The organism is Vibrio sp. 10N.286.52.C3 (assembly GCF_041468865.1).
GTDB classification, from domain to species: domain Bacteria; phylum Pseudomonadota; class Gammaproteobacteria; order Enterobacterales; family Vibrionaceae; genus Vibrio; species Vibrio crassostreae_C.
The window spans coordinates 23,304-44,489 of sequence record NZ_JBFRJM010000014.1 but is presented as its reverse complement, the minus strand read 5'-3'; the positions used below and the strand labels follow the sequence as shown (position 1 = coordinate 44,489).

The following is a 21,186-nucleotide window of genomic DNA, read 5'->3' as shown; positions in this document are numbered from 1 at the left end:
TATTTGGCATGAAACGACTTCAAAACTGGATAATGTTAGGCTGCTTACTCAGTAGCCAGACATTTGCTGAACCTTTGACCATATCCAGTTGGAATATCGAATGGTTATCAACCAACGAGGCTGTGAATAAGTTTTCTGACAAACGTGATCAAGCTGATTTCGACAAACTCGCAACTTATTTTCAATCCTTAGACGCAGACGTGGTTGCGTTTCAAGAAGTCGATAACGTAAATGCCATTCAGCGTGTGGCTGGTGATCAATACAAGATATTGATGTCTGACCGGGCGCTATCTAAGAACAGCAACCGCCAATTTAAAGAAGTGAACCAATACACGGGATTTGCAGTTCGTAAAGGAGTAGCCCTCACCGACTACGCTGACTTTCCGCTTGAAACCACATCCAACAGTAAACTTAGGTTTGCCAGCTATATCGTTGTAGAAACAAACTTTAAACCCATTCACATGTTGTCTGTGCATTTAAAGGCAGGTTGTAGCGGAGCGTATAAGTCCAACCGCGATTGCTCTCGTTTAAAAGAGCAAGCTCAGCAACTGAACAAGTGGATAAAGCAAAGAGAGCGCAATAACGAAGACTACGCCATTCTTGGCGACTTTAACCATAACCTCGCTTACTCACGAGATTGGATGTGGAAAGAGTTATCACAATATACTGATGCGCAGTTAGCGACACGAAAGACCCGTGCAGATTGTAAGGTACGCTCTAACCGCAACAATTATCGCACACATCAGTTCCGCTCTGTTATTGATCATATTGTGGTGAGTGAGTCGCTAAATGCTTCTCCTGCAAAGCAGAAGGTATTTGAAACACAAGATGTTCTGGACTACAAACTCAGCGACCACTGTCCAGTTTCAACGACTATTAAATAGTAGATTTTAGATAACAGCAGATTGTAGATAACTGAAAATAATAGAAACAGTAAATATAGAAAGAGGCTGACTGACTTTCGTGCTGAAAGCGAGTCAACCTCTATGCTTGGTCAGCTCAGAACGGATAACGTCAAAGCCAATGTAATCAGCTATAAGCTTGCTACTAACACGTTTTGTTCATACGATCCGCCAGCCACATTCCCACCAGCATGCTTATCATAAACCCCCACACCGTCGGGTTGCCGCCACTTAGGCTGGTTACCGCAGGGCCTGGGCAAAAGCCTGCAATCCCCCAGCCTAAGCCAAACGCTGTAGATCCAAGAATCAGCTTTCTGTCTATCAACGGATTGTTACGGCTATCTAACGGCTCGCCATTGATGGCTTTAGCGCGCTTTTTAATGACCAGATGATAAAACGGTGCAAAGACCAATAGCGCGCCACCCATGACGAATGCCAAACTAATGTCCCAGTTACCGGTAATGTCTAAGAAGCCGAGTACCTTCTCAGGATCAACCATCCCTGAGATGATCATGCCAGAGCCAAAAAGAATACCTGCGACCAAACCGATAACGATAGTAAATGAAGCGTTTTTCATTATGCCCCCAAGCCAGTCAGATTCTTGATAAACACGGTTACGATTGCCACACCCATAAATACACAGGTCGCAACAATAGAACGTTTAGATAAACGAGCCATTCCGACAATGCCATGCCCGCTAGTACAACCGTTCGCTGTTTTAGTACCAAAGCCCACCAGAAGGCCAGCAATAATCACTAAAGCGAGATTCATCTCTTCTAACTGCGGAAGTTGGTAGCCCGTCGGAATTAATAGCCAACCACTTGCGACCATTCCCACAACAAAGGCGATACGCCAGTGTTTTTCGGTGTTTGCTGTATCCGCATCTTTACGTTCTTTGTTGCTGGTGCCAGTTGGCAATAATCGGCTGACAATGCCACTAATGCCAGCAACTCGACCAATCCCCAACATTAAAACAATGGCCGACACGCCTAACAACATGCCGCCGAAAAAAGCATCCCAAGGAATCAAACTAAGCACAAACCTCTCCTATCCACAAACATCATAAACTCATAACAACCTATAAATTAGAGTTTACTAATAAATATAAATTAGTCAATGCTAATGTACTGCGAGTATGTGTCATTTTGTAAGTCTGGAATTAACAAGCGCCCTGCATGAAAAAAGCCCCTAGGTGTTAACCTAAGGGCTTAAGATTTATTCTGTCTTTGGTAAAGAACAGCTATTTGACCTTGTTCTTCTCAGCAATCCATTGCGACATGTACTTAGTGCTCGCCATACTATGGTGCTTAAGCATTGAACCAAAGAAATTATTCAGTCGATGCGCATCAAGCTCAGAACCTAGCGCAGTCAGTCGCTCGATCAATTTGTCGCCCAGTTGATTCTGTTCATAGTGCGCTTCAAGAATTGAATGACATTGGCTTTGAGCTTTAAGCCATTTCTTTTCATCTTTATAAAGAGCGACAGCTTGTTCAACAAACTCATCAATATCATCTGACACTGCGCCCGGCCATTGCAGTTCACCTTGCGGTAGCATGCCTTCACTGCCGATCTCGCTGGTTACATTCGGAGTTTGCAGCTTCATCGCATCAAGTAACTTGCCTTTAATGCCAGCGCCAAAACGTAATGGCGCAACACAAACACGTGCATCTTCCATCACTTCTTGAGCATCTTTAGCCCAACCTTTGATATGGAAACCGGTTTTTGGATTATGCAAAGCGGTTGCTTTCGGCGGCGGATAAGATCCGTAAATATGAAGTTCACTATCAGGCAACTGCTTACGAATCTTCGGCCAAATCTTCTGTAACTGAAGTACGGCATCCCAGTTCGGTGCGTGTCTAAAGTTGCCTATCGTCATGAAATGCTTACGTTCTTCAAAGCTTTTCGTGCTTTCAGGAAGCGTATTAAGATCAACCATGAACGGCAGATGATGAAGCAGTTTGGGATCGATATTGAACTCAGATTGAAGCAGTTCCATCTCGTAACTTGAAATGATCAACGAAAGATCACAGCGCAAAATCGCGGCAATTTCACGTTTAGCCAAGTCACTGTACAAGTGTGCTTTGGTCAGATCTGTTTCTTTCTTAACCGCTTCGTGTCGAGCATTACGCAGAAACTGTAAGTCTTCCGTATCCAGTAACTTAAAGGCATTCGGGCATACTTTCTCGACACGCCAACCAAACTGTTCTTCCATCATAAAACGGTCAAACATCACAACATCGGGCTGCAGCTCTTCAATGTAATCGTCAAAGCTATCGCAATTTAACTGTATAGATTGGCTTGTGATGCCCTCTTCAGGGAGATCAATCATGTGCTCGGTTTCTTGAGCGGGTGTTGCAAATTCAACTGACCAACCTTGTCTCTTAAATAGACGTAAAAGAGACATCATATGGCTGCCAGCCGCCGATGAATTCGGTTCTGGCCAAACGTAGCCAATTGCTAAAACTTTCTTCAAAATACTTCCTAAGAAATAACAAAAGGGCCACAGAAGCCCCTAATAAAACGTTAATCGAGTTATGCCGCTGATAATAATGGTTCTAAGAACTCAGCGATCAGATTCGTTCACCTACATTGCGAGCTATCATAAGCACTTCATCGGCTGAGTAAAAGTTTGAAATCGTGATTTCGACTTGAGCGCCCAATGTCGACTGATAGAGCTTTTGTGCAAAGTTATCTGCTCTGGTGGTCACTAATACATGTTTTAGTGTCGAGCCCTGCTCTGATAGCTTCTGCTTCACTTGAGGCAAAGAGTCTAGAATCAGCTTTTTGCCCAATCCTTGCCCCTGAGCACTCGGTAACACAGCAAGTTGTTCTAGCTCCAAAACAGCTTCAGGCCTAAACCCACTCTTTTGAACCCAAATAATGTAGCCGACAATCTCGCCATCGCTTTCAGCAACAAAGTTAAGAAAGCGTGGCGCAGCATTTAAGTTACATTGTAACCAATTTTTTGAGTTTTGCTGTCGAACAAAAGTAGCTTGGTGAACTAAAGCCGCTCCATCGAGGTCGGCTTCTGTCATAAAACGAACTTGCGCCATGCTGCTACTCATTCTCAGAATTAGGACGCGTTTTACAGTGTAAAATGGCTCTCTCTAGAAGTTCTAATGCCGAGCTATCTGCTTCTGGAAGCTTAGCGTCCGATTGACCTAACGGCTCAACACGGCTACCCCACTTAATATGGCCTGCCCCCCAAGTTAAACCGGCACCGAATGCCGCCACAAGGATGTTTGAGTTCGGTTTAACAAAGCCTTGCTCTAACGATTCACACAATGCAATTGGCACAGTCGCAGCCGACGTGTTGCCATAGTTTTGAATGTTCACAAACGCTTTCTCACGTTCAATGCCCGCCATATCACACAGAGTTTGAATAATTCGGATGTTCGCTTGGTGCGGAATCACAACATCGATGTTTTCAGTTGAGATGCCAGTGCGACTCAATACTGTATGTGCTGCAGCGCCCATTCCTTTCACTGCACGCTTGAAGATCTCTTTACCAACGAAATCAAAATCCCAGTAACCGTTATCAGCAGCAAAGCGGTCCATAGACGTACCGAATTTTGGTACTGCTAGAATGTCACGGCCCTCTGCGTCACAACCGATTTGAGCTTCTTGTAAACCCACTTGTTCTTCAGTACGCGATAAAACCACAGCGCCAGCGCCATCACCGAATAGAACCGCAGTATCACGCTTGGTCCAGTCGATGAAGAATGAAAGACGCTCTGCACCCACAACGATCGCATTGCGGTAGTTGCCCGCTTGAATCAATCGAGTTGCTGTTTCAACACCGTAGATAAAGCCTGTACACGCTGCATTAAGGTCAAAAGCTGCTGCGCTCTTGATGCCTAAGTTCTGTTGAACTTTAGACGCGGTATTTGGAATAAGAGAGTCTGGACTGCACGTCGCTACGATCACAAGATCGATATCTTCGGCTGTTAAACCAGCACACGCCATTGCATGTTGAGCAGCAACGGTCGCTAGCTCAGAGGTATTTACATGACTGATACGACGATTTTCGATACCAGTTCGAGTACGAATCCACTCGTCAGACGTATCAATGAAAGTGCTTAAATCATCATTGGATAGCACGGCTGGTGGCAGACACTTTCCCCAGCCCGTAATTTCAGCGTAAAATTTTGTCATCATTTACCTGTTTATTGTTTGTTTTTATTTGAGTATCTTATTCTTGTTTTAAACAGTATAAGCGTTCCGTACATGATTCGTAAATCGCGTTAGGCACGGAGACGCAATAAAAAGAGAAAGTTATGTCTACATTCAACACACGTTGCCCTTCTTGCGGTGGCGTAAACCGAGTTCCTTCAGAAAGAATTTCAGAAAGCCCTACTTGTGGTAAGTGCAAAAACGCACTTCTAGACGGTGCACCAATCGAAGGTACGTCACTGAATTTCCAATCAATTTTGAACAGTTCACAGCCTGTCGTTGTCGATTTTTGGGCGACATGGTGCAACCCATGTGTAGGTTTCGCACCTGTGTTCAGCGATGTCGCTAAAGAGCGCGCTGGCGATGTTCGATTTGTTAAAATTGATACCGAAGCTCAACAGCAACTGGCGGCTATGTATCAAATCAGAAGCATCCCAACGGTGATGGTGTTCAAGAACGGTCAACGTGTTGATACGATTAACGGTGCACTGCCAAAAGGTCAATTTGATCAGTGGCTTAATCAAGCACTAACTAAGTAATACTATTGGTTAAGCTATTGATTTAGCATTACTTAATTCTAAGTAAGCACACAAAAATAGGTTAGAGAGTCTTACCAAATCAAGACTATCTAACCTACTGTTTTATTTATGGTTATCACTTAACTTCTTGAATAAAACTACAGCTTCGCCTTTCGCTTGAATATTAGATTCTTGCTTGCCAAACCCGTATTGCTGTTTGATTTGATCTGCGACTTTCTCAGCAATCATAATGGTTGGTGCATTGGTGTTTGCCCCAATCAGTGTCGGCATCACAGAAGCATCAATGACTCTCAAATTATCCAATCCATAAACTTTGAGATCTTTATCTACCACAGCTAAAAAATCGCTACTAGGTCCCATTTTACAGGTCCCGATCGGGTGATACTGAGTGTCTGCACGATTGCGAATATCTTGCTCGATAGCCTTGTCATCACTGGCGTCCACAGGGTAGAAAGCATTGCCTCGGATATCATCAAACGCGGAACTCTCTAACATTTGATACTGCTTCTTCCAGCCCTTAATCATGATCTCCATGTCTTCAGGATGACTGAAAAACGCAGGATCGATCTTAGGCGGATCATAGGGATCATTACTATTTAGCGTTACGGTGCCGTAGCTCTTCGGTCGCAATAAGGTGACATGAGAGGTAAAGCCATGACTGGTATGAATTTTTCTAGCATGGTCATCTACAACAGCGACCACAAATACAAACTCTAAATCCGGTACAGCGATATGATCTTCGGAACAGAGAAAGCCTATTCCCTCTGCAAAATTACTGCTCATTTTACCGCGGCGTTCTTTGTGCCATAGTGGTAAGGCTTTGGTCATTTCAGAGGCCATTTGCAGCGAGATACCAAAAGTTTCACGCTTTTCACTGCATTTATACGAATGTACTAAGTCGATATGATCTTGAAGGTTCTTGCCCACTCCAGGTAATTCATGAACCTGTTCGATTCCATGTGTCTCTAGTTCAGTTTGAGCACCGACACCAGACAGTAACAGCAATTGGGGAGAACCAAACGCGCCAGCGGAAAGAATCACTTCTTTGTTGCATCGTATCTGATAACGCTTTCCGCTAGAACCATATTCAACACCAATCGCCTTCTTGCATTCAAACAAAACCTTATGTGTGGTGGCTTTAGTCACGACCGTGAGATTCGATCGTGAAAGGTTTGGCGTTAAGTAAGCCTTGGCAGCACTGCATCGTTCACCATTCAGCTGTGTTACCTGCGTCGGCATCGCCCCAAACTGAGCAGCGCCGTTAATATCCTCATTGCGAGGTACACCTATCGATTCACACGCCGTTAAATAACGTTCCAACATAGGGCTTGGCGATCTAAGATTGGCCACATTAAGAGGACCACCTTGGCCATGGAACTCATCTTGGTGGACTTCGTTGTTTTCTGCTTTCTTAAAGTAAGGCAAACAGGATTCATAGTTCCAGCCAGCATTGCCCAAGCTTTCCCATCTATCGTAGTCATAGCGATGTCCACGAGCGTACATCATGGCATTGATAGAGCTAGAACCGCCAAGTGTCTTACCTCTAGGCTGATAGCCTTTACGACCGTTCAAACCCGGCTGTTCAACCGTTTCGAATGCCCAATTATTGAGTTTGGTTGGCATCATCGCCACCACGCCAACGGGTGTGTGAATGAATGGGCTGGTGTCTTTACCACCCGCTTCTAACAAGCAAACCGTCACATCAGGATCTTCCGACAGCCGAGAAGCGATCACACACCCAGCTGAACCACCGCCAACAATAATAAAATCATAACTATCCATTTGCCATCTCCGCTATTTCTAGTGGGTGTAACTCACGCTTCAAGATTTTTCCGGTTGCTGTCATGGGTAAGGCTTTACGAATGAATACCTTACGCGGGTATTTGTAGTCGGCGAGTTGCTCACGACACCATGCTATCAAGGCGGCACTATCACATTGCGTATGTTCGTGAAGAACCACATGCGCGTGGATCTCCTCGCCTAAATGTTCATGATGCTCGCCTACCACCGCGACCATTTCGACATCGGGGTGACACATCAACACTTCTTCGACTTCACGTGGATAAACGTTGTACCCACCACGAATAATCATGTCTTTAACACGGTCAACAATGAACAAATTGCCATGCTCATCGACGCGACCGATATCTCCCGTTAAGAACCAACCATCACGAATAGATTCAGCTGTCGCCTCTGGCCTTTGATAATAGCCTTTCATCACACTTGGGCTTTTAATGCAGACTTCGCCGAGTTCACCCATAGCGACAGAGTTGCCTTGTATATCAGTAATCTTGATGAGGTGGCCACATAAAGGCTGACCGACACTACCCGATAAACGATCGCCATCAATATGATTAAAGGTCGCAACCGGCGCCGTTTCCGAGAGCCCATAACCTTCTAAGACTGGTAATTCAAAACGAGATTCAAACTGTCGTATAACCTCAAGCGGCATAGAAGCACCGCCAGAAACACCTAACCTCAAGCTGTGTTTAACCTGTTCAGAGCGTTTGCTTGTGTTTTCTAAACTATCAGAAGACTCTTCTCCCGCCTTTAATAGCGCGATATACATAGTAGGAACACCCGCAAACACGCTGACTTTATGGCTAATGATCTGTTCAATAACCAATGACGGTTCAAAACGAGGAATCAACACCATGGTGGACCCTGTTAGCACACTCGCGTTCATCATCACCGTCTGACCGAAACTATGGAATAAAGGCAGTGTAGCCATTGTGGTGTCGCTGTACTCCAATCTCATTAGATACTGTGACGACATCGCATTGGTTTGCATGTTGGTGTGGGAAAGCTCAGCCCCTTTTGGTTGACCCGTCGTGCCAGAGGTATAAAGGATCACAGCGGTATCATCGCCATGACAAGCCACAGACTCAAAAGGAGTAAAAGGTTGTGCCAACCAATCAGCGATTGATTCATGCTCCTCATTACTTTCTAAAGTAGTGTCTGTGTTTGTTGGGATAGGCATCTCGACAAAGTGTTCACAGTGGTTTGCCTGCTCAAAACCTTGTAAACCATAGCGACCAATTGGAAGCTCTTCACTGCCGTCAAAACATAAATAGGCCTTCGCGTTAGAGTCATTAAGGTGATAAGCGATCTCTCTGGCCTTGAATAGCACGTTCAAAGGCACGACTACACAACCCGCTTTTAGAATCCCGTAATAGGCTATCGGAAAGTAAGTCACGTTCGGGCATGACAACGCTACCTTATCTCCGTTCTGCAACCCAAGTCTTTTCAAGTTAGCAGCCACGTTTCCAGAAAGTTGTTCTAACTGAGAAAAACTGATTTCATCCGATCCCATACGCAGAGCGGCTTTAGTTGGAAAAAGCGAAGCGCTACGCTCCAAATTAACAGCAAGATTGTGCATCCATGATCTCCTTGTGCGGCTTAGACCTGTTTGTGACGGTCACCGTAGACGTTCTAATCGTTGTAATAAGTCTCTTTCTTGTCATCACGAGCCTGCACATTGGTGTGTCATGTAGATAAGAGTCGTTATTGAGCAAAATGTTTGAAACGCTCCAATGTGCAGCCCAATAAATTACAACATTTCGATAACATTTCGAACAGGTTTCAAAAAGACAAAAACCGGTGATATTCGGACACAGCCTGCGCTAGCCCAATAAAACCTTGCACACATAAACCAAAATTTGGAACAAGCTTGCGAAAGTGAGAACAAGCAACAGGCGTAAATGTTAAAAGTTCGGTTAAGATATCGATATTCAACAAGAGGCAGCTTATGGAATACACCGCAGTTTACGAACCCGACATGCAAGCATTCGGCATTCTGGATCTTCAGTTGCTGCATCGTTACCTGTCGCCTGTTCTCAGTATCGAAGAGTTGCTCGAAGGAAGTAACATCGATGCTCTCCAACTCAACACACCCGATACACACATCACTTTGGCGCAAAAGCTTGCTGTGTTCAGTAAGGCGTTAGCGAATTCCAACGAAGACGGATTGGGGCTTAAAGTTGGCCAACAAGCGAGGTTCAGCGATTTCGGCGTGCTCGGTTATGCGGTGTTTAGCAGCGAAACACTACTCGATGCCTTTTTAATCGGGTTTAAGTATCTGCAACTTGCTGGCCCTGTCCTCAGGAAAACCATGTCTATAGAAGACAACATTGGTTACTTTCGCGCAGAGCAACTTATCGAACTCGATTCTTTACTGCCCTTTTGTTGTGAATACTGGTTCGCAGCGATACACAGTTTGTGCGAAGAGGTCTTACAGCAGCCCTTTCCTTCTCAAGTGATCCGCTTCCCCTATCCAAAACCTGAATACGGCGATCTATACACAGAGATTTTCCGCTGCCCGGTTGAATTCAATAGTGACCGGCTTGAATGGGAGTTCGACGCAACCACCTTGTATTCATCTCTTCCTACCGCCAACCCCATCACTTTACAGATGTGTTTAAAATCGTGTGATGACATGTTGGCAAAAGTAAGTGCTCCGACTAGCCTCAAAGAGAAAGTCTCTCAGATGCTGATTGAAAGGCCAGGATGTTACCCTTCGATAGAATCCATTTCTTCAGAACTGGGCATGTCTTCTCGAACACTACGCCGCCACCTAAAAGCCGCGGATACGAGCTATCAGAAGATACTGGATCATGTGCGTTTTCACCTTTCCCGGCACTACCTTTCTTCAACTCGAATGAGTATTGAAGAGATATCTGAACGAGTTGGCTTTTCTGATAGCGCTAACTTTCGTCATGCCTTTCGTAAGTGGAGTGGTAACTCGCCACGTCAATACCGTAAAGAAACGGTCTAACACTTAAAATCCCACTCAATCCAAATCATAAAAAGACAATCACGCTGCAATCTTTTTCTAAATTAAACCACCAATGAACAACGGCTTAACGACTTTTTTCCCGCATAAAATCTCGCCAAACCACCAAATATCGCAACCGTATTTTAGTTTAGTTGGTCGATAAATTTCTTTTATCTTAACGACCATTTTTATTTGTTTTACCCAATTCAGTTTCTCCCCCATAGTCGCGGAAAATTCATCGTTTCTTTTACTATCAGAGGCTCCTGCATTGGACAACATCCAACCAACAACTCGCATAACTGTTCCTGTTATTGCATTGTCTTTTTACGCGATCGCTTCAGGCTACTTAATGAGTTCATTACCATTAATGCTGTCTGAGTATGGCTTAGACAAAGATCTATCGAGTTGGTTAGCGAGTGCATTCTATGCAGGTCTACTGGCTGGTACATTATTGATTGAGCGTGCGATTGCACGTATCGGCCACAAAGGCGCGTTTGTAATGGCACTGAGCGTGTTTATCGCAACGATCCTTGTGTTGCCATTAATCCCACACCAAGCAGTGTGGCTAATTGCGCGCTTTGTTGCGGGTGTGTCGGTTGCAGGTATTTTCGTCATTGTTGAATCATGGCTAATGAGCGGTGACGAATCACAGCGTCCAAAACGCTTAGCGATTTACATGTGTTCACTGTACGGCGGTTCTGCAGTTGGTCAGTTAGGTATTGGTTACCTAGGTATTACTGGCGGTGTACCTTTTATTGCAATGTTCACTCTGCTATTTGGCGCGATCATTGTCTTAATGTACGGACAAGCGACACCACCACAGATCCATGATGCTCAGTCTTTATCTCTAAAACAGATCAGCAAGTTGAGCCACAGTGCGTTAATCGGCTGCATCGTATCAGGTCTTACACTGGGTGCTATTTACGGTTTAATGCCTGTCGAGCTAGAACAACGTAATATTGCGCACGAAGACATTGGCGGTTTGATGGCTTTGGTTATTATGGGTGGTATGGCTGTACAGCCAATGGTGACTTGGTTGTCTCACCATGTAGGTCAAGTTTTACTAATGGCTCTGTTCTGCCTACTTGGCGTAGCAAGCATTGGCGTATTAACCATTAATCATGATTTCTACGTGTTAGGTATGAGCCTATTCGTACTAGGCATGGCAACGTTCGCGCTTTACCCAATTGCTATTAACTTGGGCTGCCGTAACTTAGATCCAAGCTACTTGGTATCAGTAACTCAAATCATGCTACTTTGCTACAGCATCGGTTCTGTTGCGGGACCAATCGTTGCAGACAGCTTTATGGATTCACAAGCAGGATTGTTCACTTACCTGTTCGCGTCTCTACTTGCTACAACGATCTACATGTTGATTGCTAGCCTAAAGCGCTCTCACCTACAGATTGCAGGCGAGTAAGCTTAAATAGACAGACACTAGATGCGTGTCATTAGGGCTCCGAGTTCAGACTTTATGTCTAAGCGAAGGGCCCTTTTCAACTCATGCCTATATGTAACCTTCTTCTCCCACACTTCTCATTTCATCGTGCAAGGCTAACCAAGAAGTCGATGGCTCTTTCGATATTGACTGGGTGACAAACCGAAATGCTTTTTGAAACGATGCGAAAAGTTATAAGGATCTTTGTAGCCTAAGCGATTAGCAATCATAGAAACTGACCAATCTTGATATTTCAGTAGACTGGTGGCTTTGTCCATGCGTAATTGAATCAATTTACTGCGTGGTGAGAGGTTGAATAGCGTCTTGGTGACTCTATTGAGTTGCTCTTCACTGATGAACACTCTTTCAGCCATCCCTGCCACTGTCCATGGCTGATGCAGACTACTTTCAATTTCGTTATAGAGCGCTTGAACACGTGCAGTGGTGCTGGTCGACTTAGGCTCAAACCCCGTCAATGTTCGGATAATTTCACTCAAGAGTAACTTACGGTAACTGGCTCTACCGCCTATCTCAAAGTAAACCAAGTTCATTAATGACCAGATCTGCTCACACTCTCCAAAAGGCACAATCCCCTGTCCTAAACTTGCTATGTGCTGCCATTGCTTGGTGTCAGGCGTCAGCATCCACGCCATTTTCCAATAATTATATTGAGGATCGAGTTCAAAACGAAATGGGGTTTCAGCAGGAAGCACCACGAGTGTATAAGGCGTAATCGCTTTGACCGATGCTGCGGTTGTTAGAATCCCGCCACCTTCCATAGTGAAAATCAACGTATGAACATTAACGGATTCGCGCTCAACCCAGTAGCCATCATATAGCTTCGCCATGCCGCCCATATAGACCCCAAAGCTTTTCATCTCTGGAATATCTTCAACGGTCAAAAAACGTTCTTTACACTGTTCAGCGAGAAAAACATCATCATGCCAAGTTGATTTTGGTCTCATTGAATCAATGACGGATTTGCACAGGTTTTGTTGTTTTTTAAACATGTTGTTACTTCGCTCAAATCACTATAGTTCTGCCATAAATCGGAGAACTTATGACAACTAACATCAACCCTAACTCATCTATGAATAACAAGCCAGAGAGCATCTTACCTCGTATCGTTAAACTTGGTTTGCCTGTTGCTTTGCAAAGTGCGCTTGTCGCTATTCTTGCCCTTGCTGACGTATTAATGGTCAGTGATTATGGTATGGAAGCAGCTGCGGCTGTGGGAATTGCATCAAAATGGCACTTCGTTGCTATTATGATTATGGCAGGGTTGGCCTCAGCAAATGGAACATTAGTCGCTCAATACTGGGGAAAGAATGACCGAAAAAGCGCGCGAACAGTATCATCTATCGCGATGGTGTTTGGCTTAAAAGTTCTGTTGCCTGTTACTGCAATCATCACTCTTGGTTCTCAGTTTTTAATGATGTTGCAAACCAGCGATCAAACCGTGATTGAACTTGGCGCGACTTACCTATGGTATGGCTTCCCCGTTCTACTGCTGACTCACATTGTCGTCGTGGTAGAAGCAAGCATGCGCTCATCAGGTGACACCGTAACCCCGCTGCTATTAGGCGCGGTGACCATTGCACTCAACATTGCGCTTAACTTCGTTCTAATCAAAGGTGCCTTTGGTATTCCCGCTATGGGCGTAGCAGGTGCAGCACTAGCGACGACACTCGCTCGCGCAATTCAAGTCGGCTTGATGTATAGCTACATGCGCATGCGTAAACATTGGTTGTTAACCACGCCTAGCTCACCACATCGTCCGTCATTATGGTTGTCTTACCGTCGTATTGCTTTGCCACTAACGATGAATGCCGTGTTATGGGCAATGGGTACTATGGCATACCAAATGATCTTCGGTCACATGGGCACAACGGAACTTGCTGTGTTCTCTATGCTCGCGCCTTTTGAGTCGCTGTGTTACTCGATATTCTTTGGTATTTCTGTAGCGTGTTCCGTGTTGCTTGGTCACTCACTCGGTCGTGATGAGTTTGATGACGCTATGAGTATGGGTCTGACGTTCATCAAAGCCGTGGTTGGTTTTGGTGCGGTTGTAGGCTTGCTATTGTTTATGGGTAAAGAGCACGTTCTGTCATGGCTAAACCTGACCAAAGACGCTTTATACCCGCTTGCTTCACCTGCGATGATGATCATGTGCTTTGCGGTCGTGATTCGCATGCTCAACATGGTGATCATTAACGGTATTATTCGTGCTGGTGGTGATAATGCGTTCTGCCTTCGCATGGATTTCATCGCGATGTGGATGGTGGGCATTCCAGTATGTGTTTACGGCGCGTTTGTCGCTGGATGGGACTTTAAATACATCTATGGTCTAATGTTGGTAGAAGAAGTCGTGAAATTGACCATCTGTTCACACCGTTACTTGAGCCGACGCTGGATCAACAACCTAACGGTGACCTACGAAGAGCCTCAAGCGGCGTAAGTTTCAGTTACCTGGCTATATTCAAACTTAGATAAAACGTATCTACATAAAAAAGGTCTGAGAAATCAGACCTTTTGCATTTCTTTAGAAATTACTTTAAAGCGCCACTTACTTCTTGTTCATTCGGATATGGCGGTTCGACACATTCGGCAACGGCTTTTCAGGCACTTTCCGTTTCTCATGAATCAGATGTCGAATCGCTAATATCGGATGCTTAAGTAGCATTCTTGGCCCGGCATAGCGCATCACCAATCGCATTTGCTCTTTCGGGTCTGGTTTATAGCAATGAATCGGACACTTATTACAGGTCGGTTTTGCTTCGCCATAAGGACATCTATCCAGTCGTGTTTCGGCGTAACGCAACAGTTGCTCACACTCCTCACATAACGCGTTATTCTGACGAACTTCACCGTGGTGATCTTTGCAATAGATGTGCACCATCGCAATAACGGTTTTGTACTCCGTTGCGAGCTCACCTTGTAGAATATTGTTATGTTGGAACATGTTTTAATTACCTAATGAGAAACCGTACAGGTTGAGATTAACGCTTTCGCTTATCACATCTTCAACTCGCTCGAACACAAAGCCTAACTTAGTCAGTAGTGTGATACTTCGAATGTTATCAGAGGTAGTGATGGCAACTAAATGATCGATATCAGCATTCTGCTTAGCTTGTTCAATTATCGCCTCCGCGGCTTCTTGGGCAAAGCCTTGACCATAAAACTCAGGAGCAAACCCGTAGCCAATATCATGCGACGCTAAGGTGTCTCTTTTTATTAATCCGCAGATACCAATTGGCGTTGAAGTTTCTTTGATTTCAACCATCAACAAACAGACACCCTTCTCTTCATGCATCTTAAGAGTGTTGTTTTCAATGTACTCGACAGCCTTTTCAGTGTCGTTGATTTCCTTATCACCAATGTAACGCAGGAAATCTTCTGAGCTGTATAGTCGTTGAATAAACGCCGCATCTTGAGGCGTGATCATTCTTAATCGTAAACGTTCGGTCTCGACGGCCTGCATAGTGATATTTTCCTTGCTGAATACCATGTAAATATTGAGTTCTAGAGCTAAAATGATTATCCTCCACCGCCTAAACTAAATACAAGGCTATGCAGCAATGAACCGTAAGAAAAAAATCAATCAAATTCTAAAAAAGAAGCAGAAACAGGCGAATTCTAAACTGCATAGTAGCAACAAGCCTCGCTACATCTCTAAAGCTGACCGTGCAAAAATGGAAGCTGAAGAACAAGCGAAAGCAGCTCAAGAGCAAGCTGAAGGTTCAGTAGAAGCAACTGTTGAAGCTGAAGAGACAAAAGCTGCAGAGTAAGTTTATACTCGCAGTCCTCTTGTCTGACACTCTTTTCAGAGCCAACAGACAAGAACAAAAAAGCAGCCTCAAATTGGGCTGCTTTTTTGATCCTACCATTTTTAATCGCGCTGGTTAGCCTTTGAATGGCTGCACTTCCCAACGGGCAAACGGTGCTTTTGCGTTGATTCCCGCTCTGCCCCAACGATCAACAGAATCCACTACCAAGATACGCTCATTCGGTACCAATGATTTAATCAAGTTGCTTGGCTTTTTCGCTGTAACTAACCATAGAGCATCATCTTCCGAAAACATCTCTTTAAGCTTGGCTTTGTCCTGCTCTGTCCATTCCAGTTCAGCTTTGAACATGCGTTCTTCAACAAACAGTTGGCTGCCAGAGGCGAAATCTTCCAAGCTTTCTGAAAGCAACAATACTGAATCTACGTCATTGTCGAGCAATACTGCTTGCTGCTTGTTGATCAGTTCACGAACATCCAACATCACACGTTGTAAGTTGCTATCAATCGTTTCAGCTTGCGCAGGCCACAACAACTTAAAGTCGTCAGCCACAATCGCCGCCATACGTGTTAAGTTGGTCGGGTTTAACCATGCGTATTTAGACACATCACCATTCGACAATGTAAGCGCAGCAACGCCTTGTGCACGCGGTGTAATCGCTTGAGCGGCATCAACCTCAACTAAACGGATATTGCTTTGTCTTGCGTATACAAACGTAGGGTCGGCTTGCCAGATCGATGACAACGTTACCGCAACGGTCGCCTTTTCACCCGATTGAAGCACTTTACTCGCACCCTTGGTACCAAACCAATTCGGCAGACGGTCAATACCGTAGCGCTTAGGTGGTAGATATTCGGTCGTAATGTCCGTGCCTTTGGTTAGCTCTGTCGCCAATGCATAAGTCACAGGTGTACTGGTTAGGATGTCTTCTGCATTCACGTTCAGTGACATCAAAGAACCAGCCATTAATACACTACCAAGTACACTCACTTGAGCCGTTGCTTTTACTGAGCTAGCGATACGATTCATTAAACAAGTCATGATTACGCCTTTCTTACAATTCGGTATAGCGTTGCTGCTAGGAAAAACGTTGCAGAAACGATGATGATTGAAGCGCCCGATGGCACTGGCAGTTTGAGTTCCATAGGCAACACGGTTCCAACCAAACATGCGATGGTTGCGAGTAATGCCGACAAGAGAACAAAGCTCCCCATACGTTTAGTTAACAATCGAGCGGTCGCACCTGGAATCAACAATAACGCACCCACTAGAACTGCACCTACGATCTTCACGGCCGCAATTGTCACTAAGGTGATCATCATGACAAACAAGTAATCGTAAAAGCTGGTGTTGTAACCACGAACCTTGGCAATATCAGGGCTGATACAGGTTAGAAGAATACGGTTGAACGTCGGTATCAAGAGCAAAATAATGATCGCGCAGCTGCCTGCGAGAATCGCTAAGTCTTGGTCTGTTACCGTCAAAATCGAACCAAATAGTACGTTCTCAAGCATGTGGATATTGATCTTACGAGCAACATACATCAGTAACGCCGCACCCACTGCCAGTGCTAAAGCAAGGAAAACGCCAACTAAAGTATCGTATGGCACATTGGTTCTGTTTCTTACAAAGTGAAGAAGCAGCGCGAAGATCATACAGAAGCTAAACAAACCAATAATTGGGTTTTCTGGTGGCTCGCCAAGCAAAACACCAATAGCGATACCGGTTAACGCTGCGTGGCCGACGGCTTCTGAGAAGAAAGCCAGACGCTTGGCAATCACCAAAGTACCCAGACCACCTAACAGAGGACCAAGTAGTAACGCTGCAACCAAAGCATTGACCATGAAGGCATACATGAAACTGTCTGATAACCAGCCCGCTTCCACGCCACTAATGGCTAGTTGTCGTAACCAATCCATTACGCAACCTCCTTCGATTTAGTCATCGCAGAGCCACTGCTGTAGTGCTGGAACAGGCTCTCGATTTTACTTGGGTGTAAGACTTGTTCGTGTGGGCCACTATCAACCAAGAATCGATTCACAACATGTACGTTCGCTTCGAGTCGACGCACTGCCGTGACATCGTGGTGTACCGCAAGGATCGTACGACCTTCACTAACACATTCACGAATTAACGATTCAAGATAACGAACGCCCTGCTCGTCCATACCCGTGGTTGGTTCATCCAACACCAGTAGACTTGGGTTATCTAATAGCGCTTGGGCAAACAGCACGCGTTGCTGCTCACCACCCGATAACTGTCCCATGCGGCGGTCGCTACGAGTAGCCATACCAACGCGATCTAATTGTGCGAGTGCAAGATCCAATTGCTTAGACTTACGACGCCAAAATAGCGGAATTCGAGTTTGGTTAAGCAACACGAAATCCATGACCGTCAAAGGCAAGCTCGATTCGAAGGTCGCTTTTTGTGGAACATAACCGATACTTGGCTTTTCTGGCCAATGAATATTGATTTGCCCAGAGAAAGGCGTCAAACCAAGAACAGAGCGTAGCAGAGAGGTTTTACCACCGCCGTTTGGCCCCATGATTACATGGCACTCACCCGCTTTAAGTTCTAGTGAGATATCGTCAAGAATGACGTTGTTGTCATATTGCAGACCGAGTTGATTGATTGAAATCGATGGACCTAACATTATGCGTTCCCGCTTTTAGCTTGGTTCGCCGCCGCAAATTTCATTGCTTCGATTAATGTCTCGAGATTCTTCTGCATCTCAACTTCGACTTTGTCGTCTTCATATTCGCCATGCGTCATGTGAGAGAAACGGTAAAGCTGAACACCCGTTTCCGCTTCAATCGTGTCAACAAAACGGTTTGGCATGTTTAGCTCGTAGAACAACACGTCAATGCCCGATGCGCGGATCTTTTCGATCGTTTCTTGCAACTGGCTCGCACTTGGTTCAACACCGTGTGCAGGCTCAATCACCGCCGCAACATCCACACCAAATTCTTGAAGGATGTAGCCATACGCATTGTGCGTGGTCGCCACCTTCATACCTGAAGTATCTAACTCACCTAATGACAACATCGCATCGCGCTTCATAAAGCGAAATTGCTTTGCGTATTTACGTGCATTCTTACGATAAAAAGCCGCGTTGTCAGGGTCGAGCTTAGAGACCTCACTCGCGATGGTGTAAACCTTTTGAATTGTTGTCGAAAGCCCAACAAAGGTATGTGGGTTAACGGCACCTTGACCAACAGACTGACCAAGAGCAGGAAGTAGAGGCACTTCTTTGTTTGCTTCGATCACGACTAGGTCATCACGTTGCGCGGCTGAAATCACTTTAAGCGCGAAGTCATCGTGACCAATACCGTTTACCACGATGGCGTCCATCTGGCTCAATCTCTTCAAGTCGTTCGGTTGTGGCAAGTAGTTATGCGGATTAAAGCCGGCATCAACCAAAGGAAGGATGTTCACTTTGTCGCCTACTACTGCTTTTACGTAGCTGTAGTAAGGTTGAAGCGTGATACCAATCGTCAGCTTGTTGCTGTCGATCTTATATTCTTTTGCCAATGCATTGGGTGCCATGAACACCGCTAATAACGACATGAACAGAGTCATAATTCGCATAGTAATTCTCTTATTATTAGTGAGCATCGCTTTCATGATGCTGTTCAATTTCTGATTCGTTCACGACCATTTTCCAACCCGTAGACTCTAGCGTGTGTTGGTCAAAAGTAGCGGGCTGTTTCGCTACACCGCCCAAGAAGATCCAGATTTCAGGAGAAACGCTGTTCGCATTTAAAATAAAGGAATCCGCAAAACCATGATCGGTAGGCGTAGCTTGTTCACTTGGAGTAGAAAAGTAATAACCACGCTCGTCCAGTACCCAAGCATGAGAACCTTTGCGCTTCCAACTCTGATCTTCTATAAACGGGGCAACCCATTCATCTTTAAGTGATGCAACACTCGGCCATTCACCATCTGAGTCCATGCGCAGGTCACGGATTTCTTCATGCGCTAAACGCAGCTCTGATAGCATCGCCAAGTTTTCTTGTTCAACATCAGTCACTAGAATTTGATGATCAAGCACTGCTTTAACGTGGGATTCAGCCTGATGAAATGGGATTGCGACAGTTGCAAAGCAAAGGATGAACACAATGATCAGTCCTACCCATTTGCCCTCTCTGCCGCCCGTATCAGCACGTACGCTTTGAATCATCATTTTTCACTGATCTCTACAACATCAACTTCAACTGGAAACTCATGACCTGAATCGAACACAAGGTAGAACTCAGTGTCAGGATGTGGGAATTCAACGATAGAACGTTTATCTGTCATCTCTTTTGCAATCAAGTTGTCTTCGTAATCGTACATCTCAACTGCGTAATCAATCGCTTTGCTGCCATCCGAATAACCCGCTTCACAAGCAACAGTCTTACCTTCAAACCAGCAGCTCATCAGTGGAAAGTGTGCTTGCGCAGGTAATGCAGCGAAACCAAGTCCCAATGCTAAGCAAGGAGTCATTAAAGCGTTAAGTTTTGTTTTTATTGTCATGGTTCGTACCCTAGCCACAGTGCAAATTCTCAGAAGTAAACTGAGCGATAAAGGGCTCAAATGAGCCCTTAAGTTTTTTTGATTCTTAATCAGGGATCTAGCCCCGATATCACAGACTATTGAAGCAGCGCTTCGAACGTTAGGTGAACGTTCGCGCTTGCTTTGTCTGCCAGTGGGTTGTCAATCAACTCACCTTTGTAGTTCGCTTTCATTACGTAACGACCTGCTACGTCTGGAGTAAACGTGATTTCACCGTTCTCATCACTCACCACATCAATCTGCTCTTGGTGGTTGCGGTAAAGCGTACCTTCACGAGTAATCTCCGCTTTCACGTCTTTCTGGATATCACCGTTGTAGAAGAACTGGAATGTCACAGGTTCGCCTTCAACGATATCTGAAGGGTGTGTCACAGGCTTCATTTCTAGAAGCTTGCCTTCAATTTTGAACACTGAATCCGTTGGCTTACCTACCGTGATGTAGCTTTCTGCACGAGTGAAGCTGATCTGCGTTACCACGTCACGTGATTTTTCAGGCAGAACTGAGTCACGCTCAGCTTTGTTTGCTTTAATCCACTTCACCGTGTCACGGCGACCCGCTTTGTATTGCGTGTAGTAAGACGGCTGGTTGTTGATCGCCACTTTGTGTGTACCTTCTTCTTCAAAATAGAAGTCGAAGATTGAACGACGCTTGCCACGAATAACGAAGTTAGGACGCTCGCTGCGGCCATCTGGCATGATGACATGAGCATTTTCGCTGCCAGCAGGCTTATCAAAAACAAACGTACCGTGAGACGCAGTAACATCGAACGTTAGCCAATCACCACCTTCTTTAGATACAGTAAAGTGAGATGGCAAAATCCAACGTGGGTGAGCTTGTGCCGTTGTCGTTGCTGCTAGGCCGAATGCCATCACACCCGCTAGAGCAAGTGCTTTGATTTTTGTCTGTTTCATCATGTTCAATTCCATTATTTATAATTGTTAGCCGTGTCGCTCTATCTGAGCCTACGATGACCACTGTCTATTCTGTTCAGCTTGGTTTTAGTTCGTACTTACTAGTTACT

General features: G+C 45.1%; 24 protein-coding genes. 6 read left to right on the top strand and 18 right to left on the bottom strand.

Annotated elements, in window-relative coordinates; translation table 11 throughout:
• The first annotated feature begins 8 nt into the window (after positions 1-8).
• Complete coding sequence (locus AB4138_RS05815; RefSeq protein ID WP_017064569.1) at positions 9-884, top strand: endonuclease/exonuclease/phosphatase family protein; 876 nt, start codon at positions 9-11, stop codon at positions 882-884.
• A 163-nt stretch (positions 885-1,047) separates the two neighbouring features.
• Here AB4138_RS05815 and AB4138_RS05810 read toward each other — a convergent pair whose 3' ends face one another.
• The 5 genes from AB4138_RS05810 to AB4138_RS05790 all read right to left on the bottom strand — a co-directional run bounded on the left by AB4138_RS05810 (position 1,048) and on the right by AB4138_RS05790 (position 5,057).
• Positions 1,048-1,479 carry a DUF6691 family protein gene (locus AB4138_RS05810; RefSeq protein WP_372305261.1) on the bottom strand — a complete coding sequence of 144 codons (432 nt, stop codon included), beginning with the start codon at positions 1,477-1,479 and terminating at the stop codon, positions 1,048-1,050.
• On the bottom strand, positions 1,479-1,940 hold the full coding sequence (locus AB4138_RS05805) for a YeeE/YedE family protein (protein WP_010429747.1): 462 nt from the start codon (positions 1,938-1,940) through the stop codon (positions 1,479-1,481). The genes AB4138_RS05810 and AB4138_RS05805 overlap by 1 nt, the downstream gene beginning before the upstream one ends.
• Positions 1,941-2,142: 202 nt before the next feature.
• Positions 2,143-3,375, bottom strand: a complete 1,233-nt coding sequence (locus AB4138_RS05800; RefSeq protein WP_372305258.1) for a glycosyltransferase — start codon at positions 3,373-3,375, stop codon at positions 2,143-2,145.
• A 97-nt stretch (positions 3,376-3,472) separates the two neighbouring features.
• Positions 3,473-3,937, bottom strand: coding sequence for a GNAT family N-acetyltransferase (locus tag AB4138_RS05795; protein WP_372305280.1), 465 nt, complete (start codon positions 3,935-3,937; stop codon positions 3,473-3,475).
• 22 nt (positions 3,938-3,959) lie between these two features.
• Complete coding sequence (locus AB4138_RS05790; protein WP_102333615.1) at positions 3,960-5,057, bottom strand: ketoacyl-ACP synthase III; 1,098 nt, start codon at positions 5,055-5,057, stop codon at positions 3,960-3,962.
• A gap of 122 nt (positions 5,058-5,179) precedes the next feature.
• Between AB4138_RS05790 and trxC the strand changes: the two genes are divergently transcribed.
• A complete protein-coding gene (gene trxC, locus AB4138_RS05785; RefSeq protein WP_017060125.1) occupies positions 5,180-5,614 on the top strand; it encodes a thioredoxin TrxC in 435 nt (144 codons plus the stop codon).
• A gap of 102 nt (positions 5,615-5,716) precedes the next feature.
• On the opposite strand, the gene AB4138_RS05780 is transcribed toward trxC, so the two are convergent.
• Positions 5,717-7,396 carry a GMC family oxidoreductase gene (locus AB4138_RS05780; protein ID WP_372305255.1) on the bottom strand — a complete coding sequence of 560 codons (1,680 nt, stop codon included), beginning with the start codon at positions 7,394-7,396 and terminating at the stop codon, positions 5,717-5,719.
• On the bottom strand, positions 7,389-8,993 hold the full coding sequence (locus AB4138_RS05775; RefSeq protein WP_017060127.1) for a long-chain fatty acid--CoA ligase: 1,605 nt from the start codon (positions 8,991-8,993) through the stop codon (positions 7,389-7,391). The genes AB4138_RS05780 and AB4138_RS05775 overlap by 8 nt, the downstream gene beginning before the upstream one ends.
• Positions 8,994-9,362: 369 nt before the next feature.
• Here AB4138_RS05775 and AB4138_RS05770 point away from each other — a divergent pair, with 369 nt between their 5' ends.
• Positions 9,363-10,388, top strand: coding sequence for an AraC family transcriptional regulator (locus AB4138_RS05770; protein WP_372305251.1), 1,026 nt, complete (start codon positions 9,363-9,365; stop codon positions 10,386-10,388).
• Between the two features lie 57 nt (positions 10,389-10,445).
• Here the strand turns inward: AB4138_RS05770 and AB4138_RS05765 are convergent, their stop codons facing one another.
• Positions 10,446-10,685: a hypothetical protein gene (locus AB4138_RS05765; RefSeq protein WP_372305283.1), complete on the bottom strand. Its 240-nt coding sequence runs from the start codon at positions 10,683-10,685 to the stop codon at positions 10,446-10,448.
• Between AB4138_RS05765 and AB4138_RS05760 the strand changes: the two genes are divergently transcribed.
• A complete protein-coding gene (locus AB4138_RS05760; RefSeq protein WP_372305248.1) occupies positions 10,657-11,808 on the top strand; it encodes an MFS transporter in 1,152 nt (383 codons plus the stop codon). The two genes, AB4138_RS05765 and AB4138_RS05760, sit on opposite strands and share 29 nt — an antisense overlap.
• Before the next feature lie 134 nt (positions 11,809-11,942).
• Here AB4138_RS05760 and AB4138_RS05755 read toward each other — a convergent pair whose 3' ends face one another.
• Entirely contained in the window at positions 11,943-12,836 is an 894-nt protein-coding gene (locus AB4138_RS05755) for a helix-turn-helix transcriptional regulator (RefSeq protein WP_372147640.1), read from the bottom strand.
• A 50-nt stretch (positions 12,837-12,886) separates the two neighbouring features.
• Between AB4138_RS05755 and AB4138_RS05750 the strand changes: the two genes are divergently transcribed.
• A complete protein-coding gene (locus tag AB4138_RS05750) occupies positions 12,887-14,284 on the top strand; it encodes an MATE family efflux transporter (RefSeq protein ID WP_372164747.1) in 1,398 nt (465 codons plus the stop codon).
• 108 nt (positions 14,285-14,392) lie between these two features.
• On the opposite strand, the gene AB4138_RS05745 is transcribed toward AB4138_RS05750, so the two are convergent.
• Both AB4138_RS05745 and AB4138_RS05740 read right to left on the bottom strand, forming a co-directional pair.
• The gene (locus AB4138_RS05745) at positions 14,393-14,788 is read right to left on the bottom strand and encodes a nitrous oxide-stimulated promoter family protein (protein ID WP_017060975.1); all 396 of its coding nucleotides are present in this window, start codon (positions 14,786-14,788) and stop codon (positions 14,393-14,395) included.
• 3 nt (positions 14,789-14,791) lie between these two features.
• Positions 14,792-15,307, bottom strand: coding sequence for a GNAT family N-acetyltransferase (locus AB4138_RS05740; RefSeq protein WP_372305245.1), 516 nt, complete (start codon positions 15,305-15,307; stop codon positions 14,792-14,794).
• Between the two features lie 97 nt (positions 15,308-15,404).
• On the opposite strand from AB4138_RS05740, the gene AB4138_RS05735 reads away from it, so the two are divergent.
• Positions 15,405-15,614 carry a DUF2986 domain-containing protein gene (locus AB4138_RS05735; RefSeq protein WP_017060973.1) on the top strand — a complete coding sequence of 70 codons (210 nt, stop codon included), beginning with the start codon at positions 15,405-15,407 and terminating at the stop codon, positions 15,612-15,614.
• A 114-nt stretch (positions 15,615-15,728) separates the two neighbouring features.
• Here the strand turns inward: AB4138_RS05735 and AB4138_RS05730 are convergent, their stop codons facing one another.
• The 7 genes from AB4138_RS05730 to AB4138_RS05700 form a co-directional block, all read right to left on the bottom strand.
• Positions 15,729-16,652, bottom strand: coding sequence for an ABC transporter substrate-binding protein (locus AB4138_RS05730; RefSeq protein WP_017064558.1), 924 nt, complete (start codon positions 16,650-16,652; stop codon positions 15,729-15,731).
• A gap of 2 nt (positions 16,653-16,654) precedes the next feature.
• Positions 16,655-17,530, bottom strand: coding sequence for a metal ABC transporter permease (locus AB4138_RS05725; RefSeq protein ID WP_065206162.1), 876 nt, complete (start codon positions 17,528-17,530; stop codon positions 16,655-16,657).
• Positions 17,530-18,264: a metal ABC transporter ATP-binding protein gene (locus tag AB4138_RS05720; protein WP_017070975.1), complete on the bottom strand. Its 735-nt coding sequence runs from the start codon at positions 18,262-18,264 to the stop codon at positions 17,530-17,532. The genes AB4138_RS05725 and AB4138_RS05720 overlap by 1 nt, the downstream gene beginning before the upstream one ends.
• Positions 18,264-19,199: a metal ABC transporter solute-binding protein, Zn/Mn family gene (locus AB4138_RS05715; RefSeq protein WP_104216034.1), complete on the bottom strand. Its 936-nt coding sequence runs from the start codon at positions 19,197-19,199 to the stop codon at positions 18,264-18,266. The genes AB4138_RS05720 and AB4138_RS05715 overlap by 1 nt, the downstream gene beginning before the upstream one ends.
• Positions 19,200-19,215: 16 nt before the next feature.
• Positions 19,216-19,794, bottom strand: coding sequence for a DUF6162 family protein (locus AB4138_RS05710; protein ID WP_029235608.1), 579 nt, complete (start codon positions 19,792-19,794; stop codon positions 19,216-19,218).
• Positions 19,791-20,126 (bottom strand): hypothetical protein, encoded by a 336-nt coding sequence (locus AB4138_RS05705; RefSeq protein WP_017062543.1) that lies wholly within the window; start codon positions 20,124-20,126, stop codon positions 19,791-19,793. The genes AB4138_RS05710 and AB4138_RS05705 overlap by 4 nt, the downstream gene beginning before the upstream one ends.
• Positions 20,127-20,242: 116 nt before the next feature.
• On the bottom strand, positions 20,243-21,079 hold the full coding sequence (locus tag AB4138_RS05700) for a DUF4198 domain-containing protein (protein ID WP_102333608.1): 837 nt from the start codon (positions 21,077-21,079) through the stop codon (positions 20,243-20,245).
• Positions 21,080-21,186: the final 107 nt, after the last annotated feature.